At 56.7% G+C, this 17,669-nt stretch carries 10 protein-coding genes and 3 pseudogenes; 6 read left to right on the forward strand and 7 right to left on the reverse strand.

The window, feature by feature from the left end; translation table 11 throughout:
* From BSG20_RS16035 to BSG20_RS37470, 3 genes and pseudogenes are all read right to left on the reverse strand, one after another.
* Positions 1–257, reverse strand: a 257-nt coding sequence (locus tag BSG20_RS16035; RefSeq protein ID WP_143147496.1) for a transposase, incomplete at its 3' end; no start/stop codon positions are given.
* Positions 258–356: 99 nt separating this feature from the next.
* Positions 357–554: pseudogene (locus tag BSG20_RS16040) on the reverse strand (DUF1515 family protein); the annotation flags it as partial.
* On the reverse strand, positions 461–928 hold the full coding sequence (locus BSG20_RS37470) for a peptidoglycan-binding domain-containing protein (protein ID WP_244541385.1): 468 nt from the start codon (positions 926–928) through the stop codon (positions 461–463). The pseudogene BSG20_RS16040 and the gene BSG20_RS37470, both read right to left, overlap by 94 nt.
* Before the next feature lie 38 nt (positions 929–966).
* Between BSG20_RS37470 and BSG20_RS37475 the strand changes: the two genes are divergently transcribed.
* The 4 genes from BSG20_RS37475 (at position 967) to BSG20_RS16065 (ending at position 4,342) form a co-directional block, all read left to right on the forward strand.
* A complete protein-coding gene (locus BSG20_RS37475; RefSeq protein ID WP_072378532.1) occupies positions 967–1,329 on the forward strand; it encodes a hypothetical protein in 363 nt (120 codons plus the stop codon).
* A gap of 412 nt (positions 1,330–1,741) precedes the next feature.
* The gene (locus tag BSG20_RS16055) at positions 1,742–1,975 is read left to right on the forward strand and encodes a hypothetical protein (protein ID WP_143147492.1); all 234 of its coding nucleotides are present in this window, start codon (positions 1,742–1,744) and stop codon (positions 1,973–1,975) included.
* Positions 1,976–2,358: 383 nt separating this feature from the next.
* A complete protein-coding gene (locus BSG20_RS16060; RefSeq protein ID WP_093041208.1) occupies positions 2,359–3,225 on the forward strand; it encodes a Hint domain-containing protein in 867 nt (288 codons plus the stop codon).
* Between the two features lie 739 nt (positions 3,226–3,964).
* Complete coding sequence (locus BSG20_RS16065) at positions 3,965–4,342, forward strand: hypothetical protein (RefSeq protein WP_143147493.1); 378 nt, start codon at positions 3,965–3,967, stop codon at positions 4,340–4,342.
* 439 nt (positions 4,343–4,781) lie between these two features.
* On the opposite strand, the gene BSG20_RS16070 is transcribed toward BSG20_RS16065, so the two are convergent.
* The 4 genes and pseudogenes from BSG20_RS16070 to BSG20_RS16085 all read right to left on the reverse strand — a co-directional run bounded on the left by BSG20_RS16070 (position 4,782) and on the right by BSG20_RS16085 (position 14,058).
* The gene (locus BSG20_RS16070) at positions 4,782–7,049 is read right to left on the reverse strand and encodes a glycosyltransferase family 4 protein (protein ID WP_072378538.1); all 2,268 of its coding nucleotides are present in this window, start codon (positions 7,047–7,049) and stop codon (positions 4,782–4,784) included.
* Positions 7,046–10,216 (reverse strand): annotated as a pseudogene (locus BSG20_RS16075) (glycosyltransferase). The gene BSG20_RS16070 and the pseudogene BSG20_RS16075 overlap by 4 nt, the downstream one beginning before the upstream one ends.
* A gap of 65 nt (positions 10,217–10,281) precedes the next feature.
* On the reverse strand, positions 10,282–12,627 hold the full coding sequence (glf, locus tag BSG20_RS16080) for a UDP-galactopyranose mutase (RefSeq protein WP_072378541.1): 2,346 nt from the start codon (positions 12,625–12,627) through the stop codon (positions 10,282–10,284).
* A 60-nt stretch (positions 12,628–12,687) separates the two neighbouring features.
* On the reverse strand, positions 12,688–14,058 hold the full coding sequence (locus tag BSG20_RS16085) for a glycosyltransferase (protein WP_083539966.1): 1,371 nt from the start codon (positions 14,056–14,058) through the stop codon (positions 12,688–12,690).
* 1,780 nt (positions 14,059–15,838) lie between these two features.
* On the opposite strand from BSG20_RS16085, the pseudogene BSG20_RS16095 reads away from it, so the two are divergent.
* Together BSG20_RS16095 and BSG20_RS16100 are read left to right on the forward strand one after the other, a co-directional pair.
* Positions 15,839–16,568: pseudogene (locus tag BSG20_RS16095) on the forward strand (ATP-binding protein); the annotation flags it as partial.
* Positions 16,569–16,700: 132 nt separating this feature from the next.
* Positions 16,701–17,123 carry a VOC family protein gene (locus BSG20_RS16100; RefSeq protein ID WP_072378543.1) on the forward strand — a complete coding sequence of 141 codons (423 nt, stop codon included), beginning with the start codon at positions 16,701–16,703 and terminating at the stop codon, positions 17,121–17,123.
* The last annotated feature ends 546 nt before the right edge of the window (positions 17,124–17,669 follow it).

Raw genomic sequence — 17,669 nt, forward strand, 5'->3', positions numbered from 1 at the left:
CCGACTATTCTGTCAGCCTGCACCGCCAATTCCGCCTCAAGTGGACCGGCGTCCCAAATGCCATCCGAGATGAAATGATGCAGGCGGTCATAGCGATCAGGTGCCAGGCGCTCCGCCATCGGCTCGATACTCTTGCGATCTCCCGGCCCGATCAGGCCAGAAACATAGATCGGGCACATCTGCCGACGCTTCTTGTGGCCAAGCTTCTCAACAAACGGCTTCAGCCATTCCGTCAGTGCAACATCCTGCTCTGCCATCCTTCGCACCCCTGTTGAAGTGCCAAGGATCGCCGATCATCGTTAACCGAGGATTAATCTGCCAAAGTAGTGCTAGATTGTGGCCAAGTTTGTTCGCTCCTATCGGGCGATGACAGCGACCACTATCCGACGGATGACGTCGGCAAATGTGACACCCAGCGCCATGCTCCCGATGCCAATAACCCCGATAGCACCTAGACCCATTAGCTTCCAACGCTTGACGTCATCGGTAACTGGACGCATTTCAGAAATGTCCTCCTGAACAGCAGCCACATTCCCTTCCACCGGCCTAGCCCTCGACGGCCGCGCGGATGTCCTTCACGGCCGCGATGATCGAGTGCCGCAGCAACAGCGCCAGCAAGAACGCGACCAATGTCGAAGCCGCCGATCGCGAGGATGGTCCGCCAGTCCATGCCACCGAGGAAGCCAAGGCCCGTGCTCAAGCCGGTACCAAGTCCGCCAATCCAGCCGAGCAGGCTGAACTTCTTTTTCACCTGCGTTTCGACGGCGGCCGGGACAACCGCCTTGTCAGCCACAACCGGCGCTGAGACAAAGCCCTGCGCCATCGTCGCTCCAGACATCGCAAGCAATTCGGCATGGAGTGCCGCGCGCGTCTTCGGCCCGACATCACCGTCTGCGACCAAACCCTTCGACGCCTGAAATTCGCGCATGGCCTCCAGCCCAGCACGACCAGCGCCAGGCGCGCGAAATGCGCGACGCGATCGTCAAAACCTTTCATGCCGCCGTTGATCTTCTTGGTGATGGTCTCGATATCGCCCTGGTCAGCGAAGCGATTGAGGTTGTGCGTGTCCCAATACCAAAGCGGCACGAGTCCTTCCCATGGGTCGGCATTGACGAGATCCGGATTGGCTACGAAGTCAGGCGGATTGAAACCTTTCCCGTCGCACCAATCGTAGAATGCCTGGTAGTTTGCCTTGCCGGTGAGCTGCATGCCGGTTCGGCCCATATACTTCTTGCCGTCGCCGTCGGCAGCCGGCGTGTTGCCGAGATCGGTGCGCGTGTCGTAACGGGTCTGCACCGGCGCGTTGGCCCCCAGATCTCGCGATCGTAGCGGAAGTCGCCGCTTTCATGCATTAGCTGCGCCAGGTACTGCACGACGCGGCGCACCCGATCCATCCCGAAGTCGTCGCGATAACGAGTACGTTCATTTGTTTCTCCACAAATTGTGATGGATTTGCCGTTTGAGCATCGAGCAGAAGGGCGCCGCGACGGCCTTGCTGCATGAGCGGAACAGTTCACGCCGCGCTCTAGCAGCGTGATCTCAGCGTTGATGGGCCTGATTTGCCGACTTTTATCAGCAGGCTACGGAATGATCGGGGCACCCATCAGCGAAGCGTTCCGCTCAGCTACAACGCGGGCGTCAGCACAGGGCAGGATATGCCGTTAGGACTTAGGTCCCATAGTAATGGAAGACCGACTCTCTATCTTGTGTGTCTTATGTCATCTATGCGGGGATGCCTGAGATGAATTATATCACTGCGGCTGAGTTTCAAATGATCTCAAGGGCTGTTGTCTTGTGGTACCGCTACTACGGCGCTACTCCGATTGTCGGTCGTTCCGCTACGCTCTGCCGTGAGGCATTGGCGTTATTCGATGAAGGTGTAACGACATCCGAGGATATTGCCGCTTTTCTGATCCAGGAGTACGTAGCCGATGACAGTCTTATTCGAGGATCATCGGTAAATACCCGACACTGAGACCAGCGCCTGAAACCGTTGTCCGAAACATCATTAGCCGGTGACCTCAGTCAATCGGCGTGGTTCGTTGCGATGTGCCCAGAACAGAGCTTCTCCACCCGGGTCTTAATCAACTAAAACGAGCCGACATCCTCAAGTACGCAGGGGCACGACGTATGGATTATTGCGGTATCGGACAGGCGTTAAGTAATACTATTTAAGGCTATTCTGGCCGACAAATACCACTATGTAAGTATAAGACCTAGGTCCACCTAGCATGATTTTGAAGACAATCTAGAATTATGGGCTTCTTGTTCTGGATGAATACAACAGTAAGTCTTGTGTTCGGGATCTCATTCCGCGATTTATTCGGGCTCCCGTCCCTTTTTAAAAGGAGTGTCAGGATGACTTACTTGAGAGATCCCAATCTGCCCCGTAATACTGCACGCCGGCGTTTTCTGGGGGTGGCCGCCGCTGCCGGTGCTCGTTTCGCGAGCGTGGCGGGCATTGCCCTGGCGGCTTCATCGTCGCCAGCACGCGCGGCGGGCCTGCATTTGGGATGGCGCAACGGGGGCGGCCCCGGCAGCGGGCGCGGCAATTCCGGCGGAGCCGGAGGTGGCGGTGGTGCGCAATGCTTCCTGCAAGGCACGTCGATCCTCACCGATTGCGGTGAAAAGTATGTCGAGGATCTTCGGATTGGCGATCGCGTCACACTTCCGGGCGGAGACACCCGCGCGATCAAATGGGTCGGTCGCCAAGTGTTCAAGAAGGGCGGCCCGCACTGGCATGACAGCGTCGTGCCGATCCGAGTGGCGCGCCATGCGCTGGATGAGGATACGCCACATTCGGATCTCTACCTGTCGCCTGGCCATGCGCTATTCCTGAATGGCGTTTTGATCCGCGTGAAGGATCTCGTGAATGGTACGACGATCGCACCGATCGCACCCCACGACGATATGACGATTGAGTATTACGCCGTCCTGCTCGCGACTCACGAAGTGATCCTTGCTCAGGGCGCTGCGGCGGAGACCTTCCATCCCTCGGACAGCAATCGCGAAAATTTCTCGAACTTTGCGGAATACGAACGGCTATATGCCGGTGAGGCGCTTGAGCCGATGACATCCTATGCGACAGTCCTTGGCGAGGAAGGCGGCTGGCAGCATCTAAGAGCACTTCTTCTCCTCGGCGCTTCTCCTTTAGTGCCGATGTTTGATCCATTCGAGGATGCTTGCGAGAAGATCGATGCTCGAGCCAAGGAGTTGTTGATCTGAACAGCCCGCCTTGCCGAACGTTAGGCGGCCGCCGGCTTTGCTCGAGCCTACTATTTACGAGATCGAGGGGCGTTCTGCAGGTTTCGCGTGAGCGCGGAAACACTGTCAGAACGCCTCCCTCTATGTGCTCTGCCTCGTCACAAGACAGAGCACTGAAGAAGCTTCAGGCGGCTGAGGCTGATCCAAGTAGCCTGAAGTCTCTCCATAATGTCACCCGGGATGTGCTTTCCGGCGACATGAGCACTGTACGCCTCATGAGACGAAAAACCAGAATATTGTTGGGTACGATGGCCTATCGTTGAGTTGAAGGCAGCCGAGCACAGGTCGCGATAGGTGATGATGCCGCATCGATCCAGCACAGCGGTGGGAAGGGAGTTGTTCTGACTCTCGCGTCAAATGAGAACATTTATAGAATAAAATGCCGCCGGTAGCTACACTTCTGCCTTTCGAAGCGGCAGCCCGCAAGGCCCCAGCCGACAGTCGGCAGCCATCGAGCTGACTCGCCGAAAGATTCCCTGCGAGTCCGCGACCGGCTACCGCGACAGCATCACGATCCCTCGCGGATGTTCCGGTCGTTCGAAAGCCGATTTCGCAGGACACGCTGTCGCAGCAGCTCTCGCTGGCCTTGGCAGAGGCGTACGGCCGCTTGACGATACAGATCTATCGCGTGGAAACAGAAGAATACGGCGTCCCACGGGAACGAAGCCGGATTTTGCTCGCCGGCATGCGCGGAGACGCCATGGCGATCGGCGATCTGATGGCAAACGGTGGAAAGAAGCTTGGATCGAAGCGCGACGGAACCATGTCGTCATCCGGGATGGCGTCGAGCTGGGGCGGGTCTTGGGAAGGAAATGGCGCGCTGGGTTGCGAAGTAGGCGTGGCCGACGCGGCGCCTACTTGGGAGGAAGCCGACCGGATCGGTGAAGGGTTCCTACCCTCGCTCACCTTGCGCAAGCGCGCTCGTCTGCAAGGATTCCCCAACTGCTGGGAATTCACCGACGGCGAGGATTCGTCCGCCGCCAGATTGGAAACGCCGTCCCGCCGGTCATGTCAGGCACCAGGCTTGCGATCGGGGCTGCTTTGGAGTGGCAGCCCTTCGACTATGGATCGCTGCTGAAGCTACCACACGGCGCCGGCCGGCGGCCGCATCTTCGTGCTAACCCTTCGCCTGGATGGAGGCGTGCGCACGCGGCTAGGCGAGCTCGGGAGGGCAAGCTAATTTAGTGCTATTCGTTACGAACGGTTGAGCGGGGAGCCTTAGCGACTCATCGAATTACAGTTCAGGAAAGAATTCCTCGCGCCCGGCACGCCCCCGGCTCGGCGCCGTCCTCTTCTCCGCGCCTCGGGCGGCTTGGGTGGCCATCGTGGCTACAAAGCTGAATTCGATGTGGACGACGAAGGCGTCGTCCTCGACTACGCGCAATTAGATCCCATGGAGAGTTTTTTGGCGAACCCACTCTGCCACGGCGCGCGGGTCGCTAACTACTCCCATGGGATCTAACAGCGCGATTATCCTGACAGGTTGTGGCGCGAGAGACTCGAGCGCAAACTTAGCTTTAGGAAAGCCCGCTCCTTCCGATAAGGTCTCGCTGTATACATTCCAACGCTTCTGCTAGAGGTTGATATACGACGCGAGTTGCGTCAGAAATTTCCGCCGACAGAAGACCGTTTTGACACGGTCGATCATCATCCCATCCGGAATGGTTTACGATTGGGTACAAGCATATGCCTTCGATCGGAACTCCGGCATCCATCGCGGCAACGACCTCGCTATAAACATACATGATCCAACCAGGGCGCCTTTCGGCTTCGATACCGGTTTCGGCAACGAATATCGGTTTGCCATATCGGGCATAGGTTTCGATCAAAATAGTCCTAAATGGTTTGTAATGCGCGTTGGTTGCGTCGATCGGTGGCCCCCCGTGCATCCACTGATTATTGTGATAGTAGTTGACCCCAACGATATCGAGATAGCGATCTGCACCGCCGATTTGAGGCCATAGCTTTCCTGCTAATAAATCCCACCCCTGGAACTGCGACTGCCGGTGTGCTTCGGCAACAAGCTTCTCCCAGGGTCGCGAAGGATCGATGACGACATTGATAACGGGATCGCAGTGTACGAAACGCGCCCGTGGATCGACAGCAAGGATGGCATCCATGGCGGCGATAGAAGCGCGCGCGAGCTGGACTTTCAATTCGAACCCGCGTCCGTTTGCAAAAGGGTTCAGGTAGCCGGCGTCACCTCCACCCCACGACAAAAACGAGATCTCGTTCACGGGGCAATAGAAGGGAACGTCTCCCGTATTTTCCCGCACCACTGCTGCGACTGCACCAGCAAAATTAGCGAACCGTGACACAAACTCCTGCCCCCAAATATCGATATGGTCTGGCCAGCCATAGTGCAAAAGATCCCAGATGACCTGGGTGCCCGCGTCTTTCGCCGCTTCGAGCATCGGAAGAAAGCTAGACCAATCATAGTGGCCAGATGACGGCTCTATAAGATGCCAGCGGAGGCCGTCGCGCACGGTTTCGATCCGGTGCGCTTTCAGTTGATCGTAGTCCTGTCGCGCATGCGAGTCGTGGCCCGTCGAGCCGAGGACATCGAGACGCGTCCCCGCAGTTTCGCCCTCGCCTGGACGGAGGCGGTGCGTTGAACACTCGAAACCGCCCTGAATGAAAGATTTGAACAAACCAGATGGCCCCGCTCGCGCTCGGTCTTCCAGGACATCCATAAAGAGACCTTCCCATCGCGGCACGATCGTAGCGGCGCTGTAGTCATTTTCAACTTTTGACATCAAGGCTTTGCCCAACCGGGCACGCAGTTCGGCTGACACAATAAGCTTCATCATGGCCTGAGCGACAGCGGCAGGATCGTTGTAGGGCACGAAGAGACCCGAAGTCCCCTCCTCCACCTGCTGAAGCGCCCCGTTGTCAGGCGTCGCGATGACGGGCAGACCTGCTGCACCTGCCTCCGCTAGAACATGCGGCATCCCCTCGTCGCGCGAGAGCCAGGTAAAAATATCGAAGGCTGACAGAAGGTTGGGAACATCCTTCCGATCTCCGAGAAAGGAAAGCACCTCACCCAATCCCCGCTTAGCAGCAAGCGAATGCAACTGTATAGCGTACTCCGGATGGAACGCGTCGGCCCCCCCTACAATCACAAAACGCGCAGACGCAACGTCCTTATGCACCATTGCCGCGGCCTCTATGAAGTCTTCGACGTTTTTTTTGGGATCAAGCCGTCCGACCCAGCCGACCAGGACCGAATCCTCGGCCACGCCCAGTGACGAACGGTTTGCGGCACGCCGGGTGGCGTCAAATTCCGAGAAATCGACCATCGACGGGATTTCAAGAGCGCTTGATTCACGACCGGGCATCACGGAGGCTGCGGCGTCGCGGATTGATCGACAGACGCCGACGTAGCGACTTGTGAAGTGCTTCGGCCCCGCAAGCGCCTCCGACACCAGCCCGCCATGTTCGATCAGCGGCGGGCGAAGATGGAGACGTCCAAGCGCCGGGTAAATATCGGCGACGTTCTGGCAGGAGACCACCACGTCGTAGCCTGGGATTTTCGTTGCCAGATAGGTTATCGTATCCTCAAACGACAATGCATAAGGGGTCGTATCGACATCCACGCCCAACGCAGTTAGCTGCTCATGTGTCTGCTCAGGCATGTTCGGCTTGTGGAAACATGCCACGACGTCAATGCGATAGCGGCTTCGATTGAGATTTCGGGCAAGGAGCCGGACTTCGGTCTCTTCACCGCCAACGACCAACCATGCGAATACGAAAAGGATGCGGACTGGTTGTTTGCGCGACCTCATTCTTGAACCTTGAAAACAATTTGCAGGAATTCTGGCCGGTTCGTAATGAGATCGGCCAAGAATTGCGGCGCATCATCAAATGGAACGACGTGCGTGATCATGTGGTCGCGGATAGCAGAGCCGTGGCTTCGCATTAGGCCAACTGTCTCTCCGGCAAGCCGACATCGGTCCCACAACGCCCCCAATCCGCGCGGCACACGATTGATTTGGGCGCACCTGATGTTGAGACCATTGTGATGAAACTCTTCGCCAAGCCGCAATGCCTGAGCTCCACCTTGGTAAAAGGCGAGATCGATGACTGTTCCCTGCGGCCGCAACGCCTTGAGCGCAGTATGCAAGCTAGTCGCCTGCGCACGCGTCTGGAACACTACATCGGCGCCGCGGTCTCTGCCGCCGTTGTGCCAACGGGCCTTCACGTGCTGCCACACTAGCTCCTCCTCCATCGCGCCGAGGCCAAGATCGTGGGCCCTGTTCTGACGGAATTCCGACGGGTCGCCGACAATGACGTTGGAAGCGCCGCTCTTCTGCGCAAACAGCGCAGTCATCAGACCCACCGTTCCCGCACCGAGAACAACGACGTTTCGTCCCTCAATGCCAGCGCCGAGGTAAGGCACGCTGCTTCCGAACGCCTCTGAATCGGCGTGCAAAATTCCATTAGCCGCGATCGGTCCCATCTGAGCGACGAACACTCCAAGCATGGGATCGATATCGTTGGAAAGCGGCACCAGCACGTCATGGCATGGGTCTGCAGTGTGGCCGCTCTTGTGCGCAAAGGTCGTCGCGACAATATCGCCGTTCGCGAAGCCGGCCGCGCGTGTCTCCGAGACCCGCGCCACCTCCATGTAGCCAAGAAAGGGAACTGGATAGTGAAGGTCAGCCTCGCCTTCCACAAATACACCTCTCTCGCCATCGAACCTCGAATGGAAGTAAGGATTGGTATTTTTCATGAACGTGAGTTCGGTACCTGCTGAAAATCCGCTATACAACGTCTCCAACCGGATATGGCCTTCGGGGGGCGGGCCCTCTTCGTATTCCAAAAAGAATGCTTTCCCCTCACGTTCTATGCCCAGCGAACGAATTCGCCGATGGCCGGGCTGCAGGCCCTGCGGCTCATCTTTACGGGATTGATGCACAAGAGGAGCCATCGGCCTGCGCTCGAAGACAGGAGGGTCGAGTCTTACGGGTTCGTCTTGTCGAGCTGAGGCTGCGACAGCCAGCGCGATCCGATGCGTTGCGAGCGCGTCCGAGTAGGCACAGCGAATGTGGTTTTCCTGCCCGCGCACGGCGTCGACAAAATCGCGATCCTCGCGCCAGACGGGATCGCCTTCGGCTTGGCGAACCGGACGTCCTGCTCCGACATCGACCATGATGTCATGATCTGTCAATTCTATCGCAAGACGATCGGCGAAGATGTTGAGCCCCACCCGATGGTTCCAGCCGAGAAGGCAGGTCGAGGAAAAGTTGGCGATGACGCCGGATTCGAAGGTCATTGTCGCGGTCGCAACCGCGGGCACATCGAGGCCGGGAAATTCTGAACGATCTTTAAAGCCGACACGACCATATACGTCCGTAACTTCGCCAATGAGGTAACGCGCCAGGTCAATGATATGAGTGGTCTGTTCGATCATCTGTCCACCTGATCGATCAATCTTCCACCACCATTGCGGTGGAGGCGTCTGGTCCAACCAGTAGCCGGAAAGAAGTTGCGCCGGGTTTTCCACCAACAACCGGCGGGCCTCCTCTACAGTATCGAGGTACCGCCAGTGGTAACCCACGGCTGTTATCAATTTCGCTCGCGCAATCATGGTTGCAAGTTCTTCGGCAAGGGCCAAATCGAGCGTGATAGGCTTCTCGACAAAGAACGGGACGCCGCGTTGGATCAGCTCCCGCTCCGCGTCGCCGTGCGCAAAGGGAGGTATGCAAATATAAACTGCATCGAGCGCTTCGGCGTCCAGCATGGCCTGGTGGCTGGCGAACGCTTTCGCGCCAAAGCGCGACGCAGCTTCGCTTGCGCGACCTAAGTCAAGATCCGCAAAGGCGACGAGCGCCACATCGTCAAACCCGGCAAGGATGTCGAGATGGCGGTGCGCGATTCCTCCGACGCCGATGAAGCCAATCCGTGTCTTGTCCATGAAAGGGTGTCCTCATTTGACTTCTGTTTTGGCCGGGAGAAACCGTTGGTAGACGGCAACCGTTTCGGTGGCCATCCGCTCCGCTGAAAAGGCGCTGTGAAATCGAATCATGCCAGACCGACCTATTAACCTGGCGCGAATGGGATCAGAGAGCGCGTCGATCAAAACATCAGTTAGGGAGGAGGGATTTCCTGGCTCAGCTAAGAATGGGTGATCTTCGCCAAGCGCTTCGATGGTCCCCCCAATTCGGGTTGCGACGACCGTTAGTCCTACAGACATTGCTTCGAGCACCGCCAACGGCAGGCCCTCAAAGCGCGAGGGCAGGACAAAGAGGTCGGCATTCATCATGATGTTGGGAACGTCATTTCGGTGTCCGAGAAACTGGACATGATCGCGCAGTAACAGTTCGTCGACCAGATCGTGGATAGCATTCATTTCCTCGCCCTCCCCCACGAGAAGAAGTAAGGCGCTGGGATGGACTGCAACCACTGTTGGCATCGCCCTTACGAGGGCAGCGTGATCCTTCTGTTTCGAAAACCGCGCCACCGTAAGAAGGGTTGGTCGGGATTGAAACGGGCGTTCGCCGATCCCGTCTGCGTCGCTTTCCCCCCGATCCCACGCATATATCCCGTTGCGGACAACCGTCAGCCGCGCCGGATCCACACCATTTCTTTCAAAACTCTTGCGAGAGGCCTCGGAGACTACGATATGATGGGCAACTGTCAAAATCCCTCTATGATACTGCGCGATCTGTTCGGCATCTGTCAGCAAATATGGCAAATGCTCCGTTCGTATGACGGGAATTCCGCAATTGCCTCCTACACGGGCAATCTCGTGTCCCTCCCACCCGATGCCGGCATGGATGTGAAGCAGCGATGCACCCGATGAACGCAGCCATTCTTCAAATGCCGCCGGGTCATCGGCGCTCTTGATCGCCAAGCCGCGGCATACGGCGCGGGTCAGCAACGCGGAGTTCGGCGGAGCCGCAAGCGTGACTTTGTAGTGTGTTCTAAGCGCCTGTCCGAGCGTAAGCATGTGCTCGCCCATCCCGGACGGCTCGCGGCTGTCGGTGGCGATAACGATGTGCTGCAATACTCTTGTCATTTCACGCTCGCAGCAATGGTGCTCGCGTGCGCCTTTGACATCTTCCGGTATGTCGCCAGAGCCTGGCCCACCACCTGATCCATATTATAGTACTTGTATGTCGCCAGCCGACCGACAAATGTCACGTCGCTAGAACGTCGCGCAACAGCTTCATATTGCTTGTACAGTGCCTGATTGTCCGGTCGAGGGATGGGATAGTAGGGTTCCCCTTCTCCACCGGCGAACTCATAGGAAATGGTTGTCTTCGGATGGATCTGGCCAGTCAGATGCTTGTATTCGGTAATCCTCGTATACGGCACTGTCTCCGAAGGATAGTTGATCACGCCGACTGGTAGCAGGCGTCTGGCATCATGTGTTTCGTGTCGGAACTCAAGGCTCCGGTATGGAAGACGACCGAAGCGATAATCAAAATATTCGTCGATCGGTCCTGTGAAAATCGTATGTGCCTCGGGATGGTCCCTTCGGATGTCGGCGAATTCCGTGCCGAGCGATACGGTGATGTACTCGTGGTCCAACATTTTCTCGAACATCCTAGTGTAGCCATGCAGCGGCATAGCCTGGTAGGTGTCGAGGAAATATCGGTCGTCATCGCTGACGCGTGCCGGGACACGCGAGGTTACCGATCTGTCAAGCTGACTCGGATCGAGACCCCATTGCTTGCGGGTGTATCCTTGGAAAAACGCGCGGTAGAGATCGCCACCGACCTGGGAGACAACCGCATCCTTCGCTGTTTCGATCGGATCGCAAGGCTCTGCACGAGCGGCCAAAAATAAGGCGGCCTCAGCTTCGTCCTTCAGATTGAGACCGTAGAACCCATTGAGGGTCGTTCGGTTGATGGGGACTGGCAGTCGATGATCGCCGATATCGGCGAGCACACGGTGTTGGTACGGCCTCCAATCGGTAAATTGTGACAAGTAGTCGAAAATTTCCTGACTGTTGGTATGAAAAATATGCGGTCCATATCGATGAACGAGGATGCCGTCTTCATTGTGAAAATCGTACGCGTTGCCGCCGATATGCGGACGCCTATCACACAAAAGCACATGCCTCCCATCGGCCGCCAATCTTTCTGCCAGCACCGAGCCCGCAAAGCCTGCACCGACGATTAGGTAGTCATAGGATGACCTCGACCTGGCGCTTGACGGTGGAGATGGGAATTGTGTGAGAGAATGTGTGAATGCGGACCGACGGATGATGGCTTCCTCAACCAGCACACTCATCGCGTGAAACGTGTCGTCCCACGACGAAGCGGCGAGAAGGGTATCAACTGATCTCAGCCAGGCGCCGTCGGATTCTTTTAAGGCAAGCGCATCGTCGCACGCTCTGGCAAACTGCTCGGCATCCCGCGCAAGAGCGACACCGGAAACGCCCCCGTATTGACGCACGACGTCGGCGATAGGCGTCGATACGATTGGTCGACCAGCAGCAAGATACTCGGGCGTCTTGGTGGGGCTTATGAACCGTGTTGCGTCGTCGAGAGCAAATGGCATCAGTGCCCCGCTCCAGCCCGACACATACGCTGGCAGTTCGCCATATGTTTTTCGGCCCAGGTAATGGATGTTCGCCGCTTTGGGGAGGTCGTCGGATGAAATCTTGACGATTGGCCCGATAAACACAAAAGAGAGGTTCGGTCTAGCGTTGGCTACAGCGCTTATGAGGCCGAGGTCGAGGCGCTCGTCGATGACGCCATAATATCCGAACTTTGGAGCGCTGATGGACCTTTGATCGGCCGGCTCCTCGAGGTTTCCACGAGCAGAGTGGAAATGGTCTACATCGACGCCAGATGGGAAAGGATGAATATTGTCATGCAGATGCCGCTTGGCCTCATACAGGCTGTGGCCGCCGGTGAAGGCCACATCGGCGCGTTTAAGGAGTGCAGCCTCGGCGTCCTTGAGAGTTGGCGGCGCAAATTTGAAGTTGGCCAACTCGTCCATGCAATCGTAAATGACCGCCGCCGCATCGATGTGACGAGCGAGCCCATACATGAGCGGAGTATAGAACCATAGGATCGGGCGGGCCACGCCGTAGATCGACAATAGTTCATCCAACAGGTTTCTTAGTTCACGCTCCCTCTCGTCCTGACCTAACCAGTGAGGGATTCGTGGACGTATGGCTTTCACCGCCGTCCCCTCAAATGGATGGATCTCCAGATAGGCTAAATGGTGATCTGTGGGGATGAACTCTTCGAAATAGAAGACCTGTCTATCTCGCGCGAAACGCTCCATCAAATGCTGGGGACGCTGCAGCACAAAATCCCAGCGCAAATGGGAAAAACATATGATCGGCGCCTTGCGTTGTTCGGCTGTACGGAACCCTTGGGTGAGTGAGCTGGAAAGATTCATTTGCGGATCCGCGGTTTATTGGAAGCCTTCCAACCTCCACTCCGGCGGTTTGTTCCGCAGTCATTTCTGCCCCGCACGCGAATCCATGATTTCGCAAAGCTTGCGGACTGAATGTGGCCACGTCCAATTATCGAGGACAACCTGGCGCGGCGAATAATTTGAGAGGTTTTCAAGCATGCTCAAAATGGCGTGGTGAAAATCATCCGCTGCTGCAGTCTCTCCTGTTCGCGGAGTAATATACTGAAGTCCGCAAACGAGAGCGCTGTTAGCGAGAACCGGCAGGCCAGCGAGCATGTATTCGGTTAAGATTGCCGGCGCGCCGTCGTTGATGCCGCAAACCACGCCGATCTTTGCCTGGTTCATTAGACTATTAACCTCTGCATATGGCACGCCTGGCGGACCAACAAAGTCGACGTCGATTCCCAAGGTTTGCACTTGTGCGCGTAGAATATTCCCGAGTTCCCCATAGCCGCAGACGCAAAGTGCCCTCATACCAAGCGGAAGCTTAGCCAGGGCATCGAAAAGGATATCGTGGCGCTTGTAAGCTTGAGCCGCGGCTACATAGATAATGTCATATCGCCGTGGGCCATCGAGTGGATAGAACATGCTCTCAGAGGCAAATTCCGGCCCGATCGGAAGGACCGCCGTCTTCATTTCCGGATGTCGCCGGTTCGCCTCCTGCGACTGCCACAAGGCGCCGGTCAGCACGAGATCGAAATGTTGGCTGATTGATCGGGGAACTCGCCACGTAGGAGCATCGATAGAATTGTAGATTTTATAGCTGCTCTTGCATGCAACAAGTATGTCTTCTGAAACGCCAAGCCCCCACACGCAGAGAATATCGGGAGCACCAAACGTAAGGATGTGGGCTAGCATGTCATTCGACGCGAATGGCGCCTCTGGGCCGTTCATTGCAAATGAACGGCGAACAAGAAACGGATTAGTCGTCAAATCCTCCGGGGGCGGGCGGGCGCCGCGCCAATGCGTCCAAACTTCAACGATGTCGACTATCCCCATCTTCAAGCAAGCAAGGGGCAGGCGTTCAATGTAACCGCCCTGCACCACTAGATCATGGATTGGCCGTTCGGCAGTGAAAGGACTTCCCCGCGCGCCGCTGGCCCACTGGGCTCGCAACTCCTCGATAGAGAGCGGCGAGGAAGGCACGGACCAGCCGGCTTGATAGTCACTGATCACGACAAGACGCTTTTTGCCTAAATATTGCTTATTCAATTCCCTCCACTCCGTCCACCCATGACGCAGACCATTCCTTGCGGTTACGTTCGCAGAGGCTGCGTTCGCACTCGCGATCGCAACAATCGGGACGGCGCGAAGTTCCCGCTTCAGTTTCGACGGATGCACATGTAGTTGTAGGCCCAGCCGACAATCGCTTGAAGCGATGTTCGTCAAAAACAGGGTTTCGCTCTCGGTCATCAAGCGTCTTGCCTCGACAAACGAGCATGCAGCGGGTCGACCAAATTCCGTCTCGGCAAAACCAGGTTGCCCTGACGCGCGATCGCTTCGCCACCACCACAGGTGGTTCGGCTTTCAGCCATAGCGGTCCGCCACCTCGTTCATTGGCGATGTCCCCCACGCCCGGCCTTACCCGTCTGAGTAGCTCCAGCGTAGTCTTCATGGACAGACTCCCTTTGGTCACATGGAAAGCCGATTACAGATCATGGCTGACGAGACTATTTGGGGGCAGAACACCGGTTACGCTTGGCTGGTGATTCTGGCTCGTTACCCTGTTGCGTAAGCGGGCGATTGGCTGGACTTCGTCAGGCTTTCGATCCGGAGCACGATTGCGACACATCTGCTCGAGAGGGTGCAATGCGATTGAACATGTGGAGCGGCGTCTGGCCGCCGTTCCAGCGAGTTCATGCCCATACTTTGCGTAAACCGCGCGGCGGACGCGGCGAAGGATCGCCTCAGTTCCGTGAAAGTCACTCCGATGGAAGTTCTGGGAGGGTTCCTCGTCGAGGAGATGCAATCTGACGATTTGCAGCTGCTGGAAAAGCTGCATGACACCGAGACCGCTTGCTGCAGATCCATGAGCTGTCGGGGCGCGACAATGGGTGATGATCCGAGCGAGGGAATCGCTCGGACGAGCCTTGGAATTGGTGTCAATCCGAAATCTCGACCTGCAGGCTCGTTGTAGTCGGCTGATCTCGATGCGAACGACGGCGTCGAAGCTCTTAAGTCGATGGAGCGCGTCGCACGCGCTAACGTCCCCGGACTTCGATGTTCCGCTTCGTCCGCGGTTTGCAAGGCCTCGAGAATTTTTGCACTTCGAAAAGGGCAAGAGCCCCTGAGGGGCTCCCGCATATTGTGACTATTTCGACTTCTTGTGGCTCTGTTCGCCAGCTTTGACATGCTGCTCGTGTGAACCGCCCTGCTTGCCGGTTGAGCTCGAGCTTTTGGCCGAAGCGCTTTTGCTGGTTCCGGACTTTGACCCGGCTTTGCCCGATTGTGATCCGCTTGTAGATGGCATGTTGAACTCCTCCGTGATGAGATCAGAAATGATCTCCGGTACCTCAAACTTCGATCAGACGAAACGGTTCCCGTGGCTCGAAACAAACTTCCTCAAGCCTCTCGGAAAGACATTGATGAACATGGAGCTCGCTTAAGAAAAGAGAGGGCCAATAAGCATCGTCGCGATGTCGTCGACGATCCAGCAACCTTCGCCGTATAGTTCGACGGCGGCATTGCAAAGCGTGTCCGAAGTGGTTTCGTCTAATGGAACTTCTTCTAAGCGGTGCCAGCGACGGACCCGTTCGGAAAGGACGCGACGTCCCGCTCAAAATTCTTCTCGATGGCGGTCCTCCGTTTTCGAACGGATTAGGATTCGCCCAATGCTCGTCAACTGCTGCGCGTTAGGCGCTAGATCGTTCCGACACGCTCAGAGCGGCTGCGGCTCTTGGTGTTCTTGCCGGGTCGAGGTGTTCGCCGGGCCGACAACCTCGTCGCCAAGGTCTAGCCATGAGTGCCCAAGGACGATATCGACCTCTTCTGGTGTCACTAACTGGTGTTCCAGGATCGGTGCTGTTACCATCGGATTCGATTAAATCGAATGGTGTAAACTTTTGATATACCAGCGTAATTCGAAAAATGATCAAAGTTATGAGCCAATTTCCCCAAGCTTAAATTCCAATTGACACGAACTTGACTTCCAATTGTCATAAGCGCTATTCCCAATTGGCGACGATCGGGTTCCCTGGTCCTGCTCGGAGGCTTTCCAGAGGCCATCGGCCGCACGACAGAGCGAAGACAGCAGGATTGGGCTCGGTCCTACCTTACTTCGGTCCTGACGCGGGATCTCCGAGATATCGCAGCTTGACAAACTGTCCGAGCTTCCGAAGTTCGTCCGGTTGCTTGCAGAGCATTCGGGTCAGTTGGTTAACTACTCCCAGTTTGGTGGAAGCATCGGTGTTAGCCACAAAACTGGTCAACGCTATGTAGGCTTGCTGGAGCAGGTGTTTCTGGTAACCACACTGCAGCCTTGGTTCACAAACGCACTGAAGCGGATCGTGAAAACCCCAAAGATCCACTTTCTCGATTCCGGGATCCTGGCCGCCAGCCGCGGCCTAACCTTCGAACGCATCAAGGCCAATAGGCACGAATTTGGCGCGTTACTTGAGAGTTTCATCTTCGCAGAAGTGCTGAAATTGATGACGGGCTCAGACCTGAGGCTCGCCCTCTAATATTTTCGCGATCAGCAGCTGAAGGAAGTCGATGTCGTTCTCGAGCGGGACGACGGAGCGATTGCCGGTATCGAAATCAAGGCAAGCGCTACCGTAAGGTCCGATGACTTCGGTGGGCTGAAAACCTTGGCCGAAACCTGCAAGGACCGGTTCAAATACGGCATCGTCCTCTATGACGGGTCGGACATAGTTCACTTTGATGACCGGCTCGCCGCAGTGCCAATTTCGTCGCTGTGGTATTGACTAAAGTTCAGTTGACCACAAACGGGACCAGAGTGTCCGGAATCTCCCACGAGCAGAGTTGGACGCTTGCGGTTCACCACTAGAGGCGTAGGCTAACCCGGATATCGAACTCAAGTAGCAAAGGCATAGACCATGGCCGCATGCTTTCGATACATCGTCGACGACGTCAGTGCCTCGATCGATTTCTACACGAAACATCTCGGCTTCAAGCTCGAGATGCATCCTGCCCCGTCCTTTGCCGAAATCTCGCGTGACGACATGCATCTCTATCTCAGCCAGCCGAACCCGCGCGGTGGCGGCGGCTCGCCTATGCCGTCAGGAGAGCAGCAGGCGCCGGGCGGCTGGAACCGCATCCATCTCACGGTGGAAAACTTGAACAGAGTGGTAGAGGAACTGAGGTCGGCGGGCTGTCGTTTCCGCAACGAGCCTGTCCAGGGCGCCGGTGGCAAACAGATCCTGCTAGAAGATCCCTCTGGAAATCTGGTGGAATTGTTCGAGCCCAACACGCCCCAGTATCGCGCCCCGGGGTCGAGCTCGAGGATCGCCATCCAGTAGTCGGCGGATCAGGTTGTGCCGACGGGGAAGATAGCGAGTGGCCGCGCAAGATCGTCCACATTGACGTGGCCCACCGAGAGGTTTCCACCGAGGAACGCCGGTCGCGATGCGATCGCACTTTTAGTCGTCGTCCCTATTGTTCTCGTCGGCTGCTATGTCGCTGGACGAACCTACCGGATCATCCCGCATCAGCCGTTACATCAGCGGGATCGAGGATATTAACAAGGAAGCGCCCTACTACTTCGAGCCACACAGATCCTCCAATCGTGGGACATGTCCTATGGCCAATTGTGACTGCGCCTTGTCGCCGACAAATGGCTTTCATGGCGCAGGACAACTCGCTGACAAGCAGCGGTAAATCGTTGCACGCGATGACCGCGGAGGAACGAAAAGACCTGCCGTGGAGGAGGAGTGGAGCCGATCCCATAAGCGATCTTTGAGACAAGGAAGTCGTTCACTGTCGACGTTTTGCGGGAGGGGGAGCGTCGCTTCAATGACGTCGACTATATAATGAACGCCCAAGTCGTAGGTAGAACTTCGCAACTC

Origin of the sequence: Rhizobium tibeticum (assembly GCF_900110205.1) — a bacterium.
In the GTDB taxonomy this organism is placed as follows: domain Bacteria; phylum Pseudomonadota; class Alphaproteobacteria; order Rhizobiales; family Rhizobiaceae; genus Rhizobium; species Rhizobium tibeticum.

What these genes read in the sequence shown, in the direction of transcription:
- BSG20_RS16100 (WP_072378543.1), top strand. Translation starts at nt 16,701, where the DNA reads ATGGCCGCATGCTTTCGATACATCGTCGACGACGTCAGTGCCTCGATC.
- BSG20_RS16055 (WP_143147492.1), top strand. Translation starts at nt 1,742, where the DNA reads ATGAATTATATCACTGCGGCTGAGTTTCAAATGATCTCAAGGGCTGTT.
- BSG20_RS37475 (WP_072378532.1), top strand. Translation starts at nt 967, where the DNA reads ATGCGCGACGCGATCGTCAAAACCTTTCATGCCGCCGTTGATCTTCTT.
- BSG20_RS16060 (WP_093041208.1), top strand. Translation starts at nt 2,359, where the DNA reads ATGACTTACTTGAGAGATCCCAATCTGCCCCGTAATACTGCACGCCGG.
- BSG20_RS37470 (WP_244541385.1), bottom strand. Translation starts at nt 928, where the DNA reads ATGCGCGAATTTCAGGCGTCGAAGGGTTTGGTCGCAGACGGTGATGTC.
- BSG20_RS16065 (WP_143147493.1), top strand. Translation starts at nt 3,965, where the DNA reads ATGGCGATCGGCGATCTGATGGCAAACGGTGGAAAGAAGCTTGGATCG.
- BSG20_RS16085 (WP_083539966.1), bottom strand. Translation starts at nt 14,058, where the DNA reads ATGACCGAGAGCGAAACCCTGTTTTTGACGAACATCGCTTCAAGCGAT.
- BSG20_RS16070 (WP_072378538.1), bottom strand. Translation starts at nt 7,049, where the DNA reads ATGAGGTCGCGCAAACAACCAGTCCGCATCCTTTTCGTATTCGCATGG.
- glf (WP_072378541.1), bottom strand. Translation starts at nt 12,627, where the DNA reads ATGAATCTTTCCAGCTCACTCACCCAAGGGTTCCGTACAGCCGAACAA.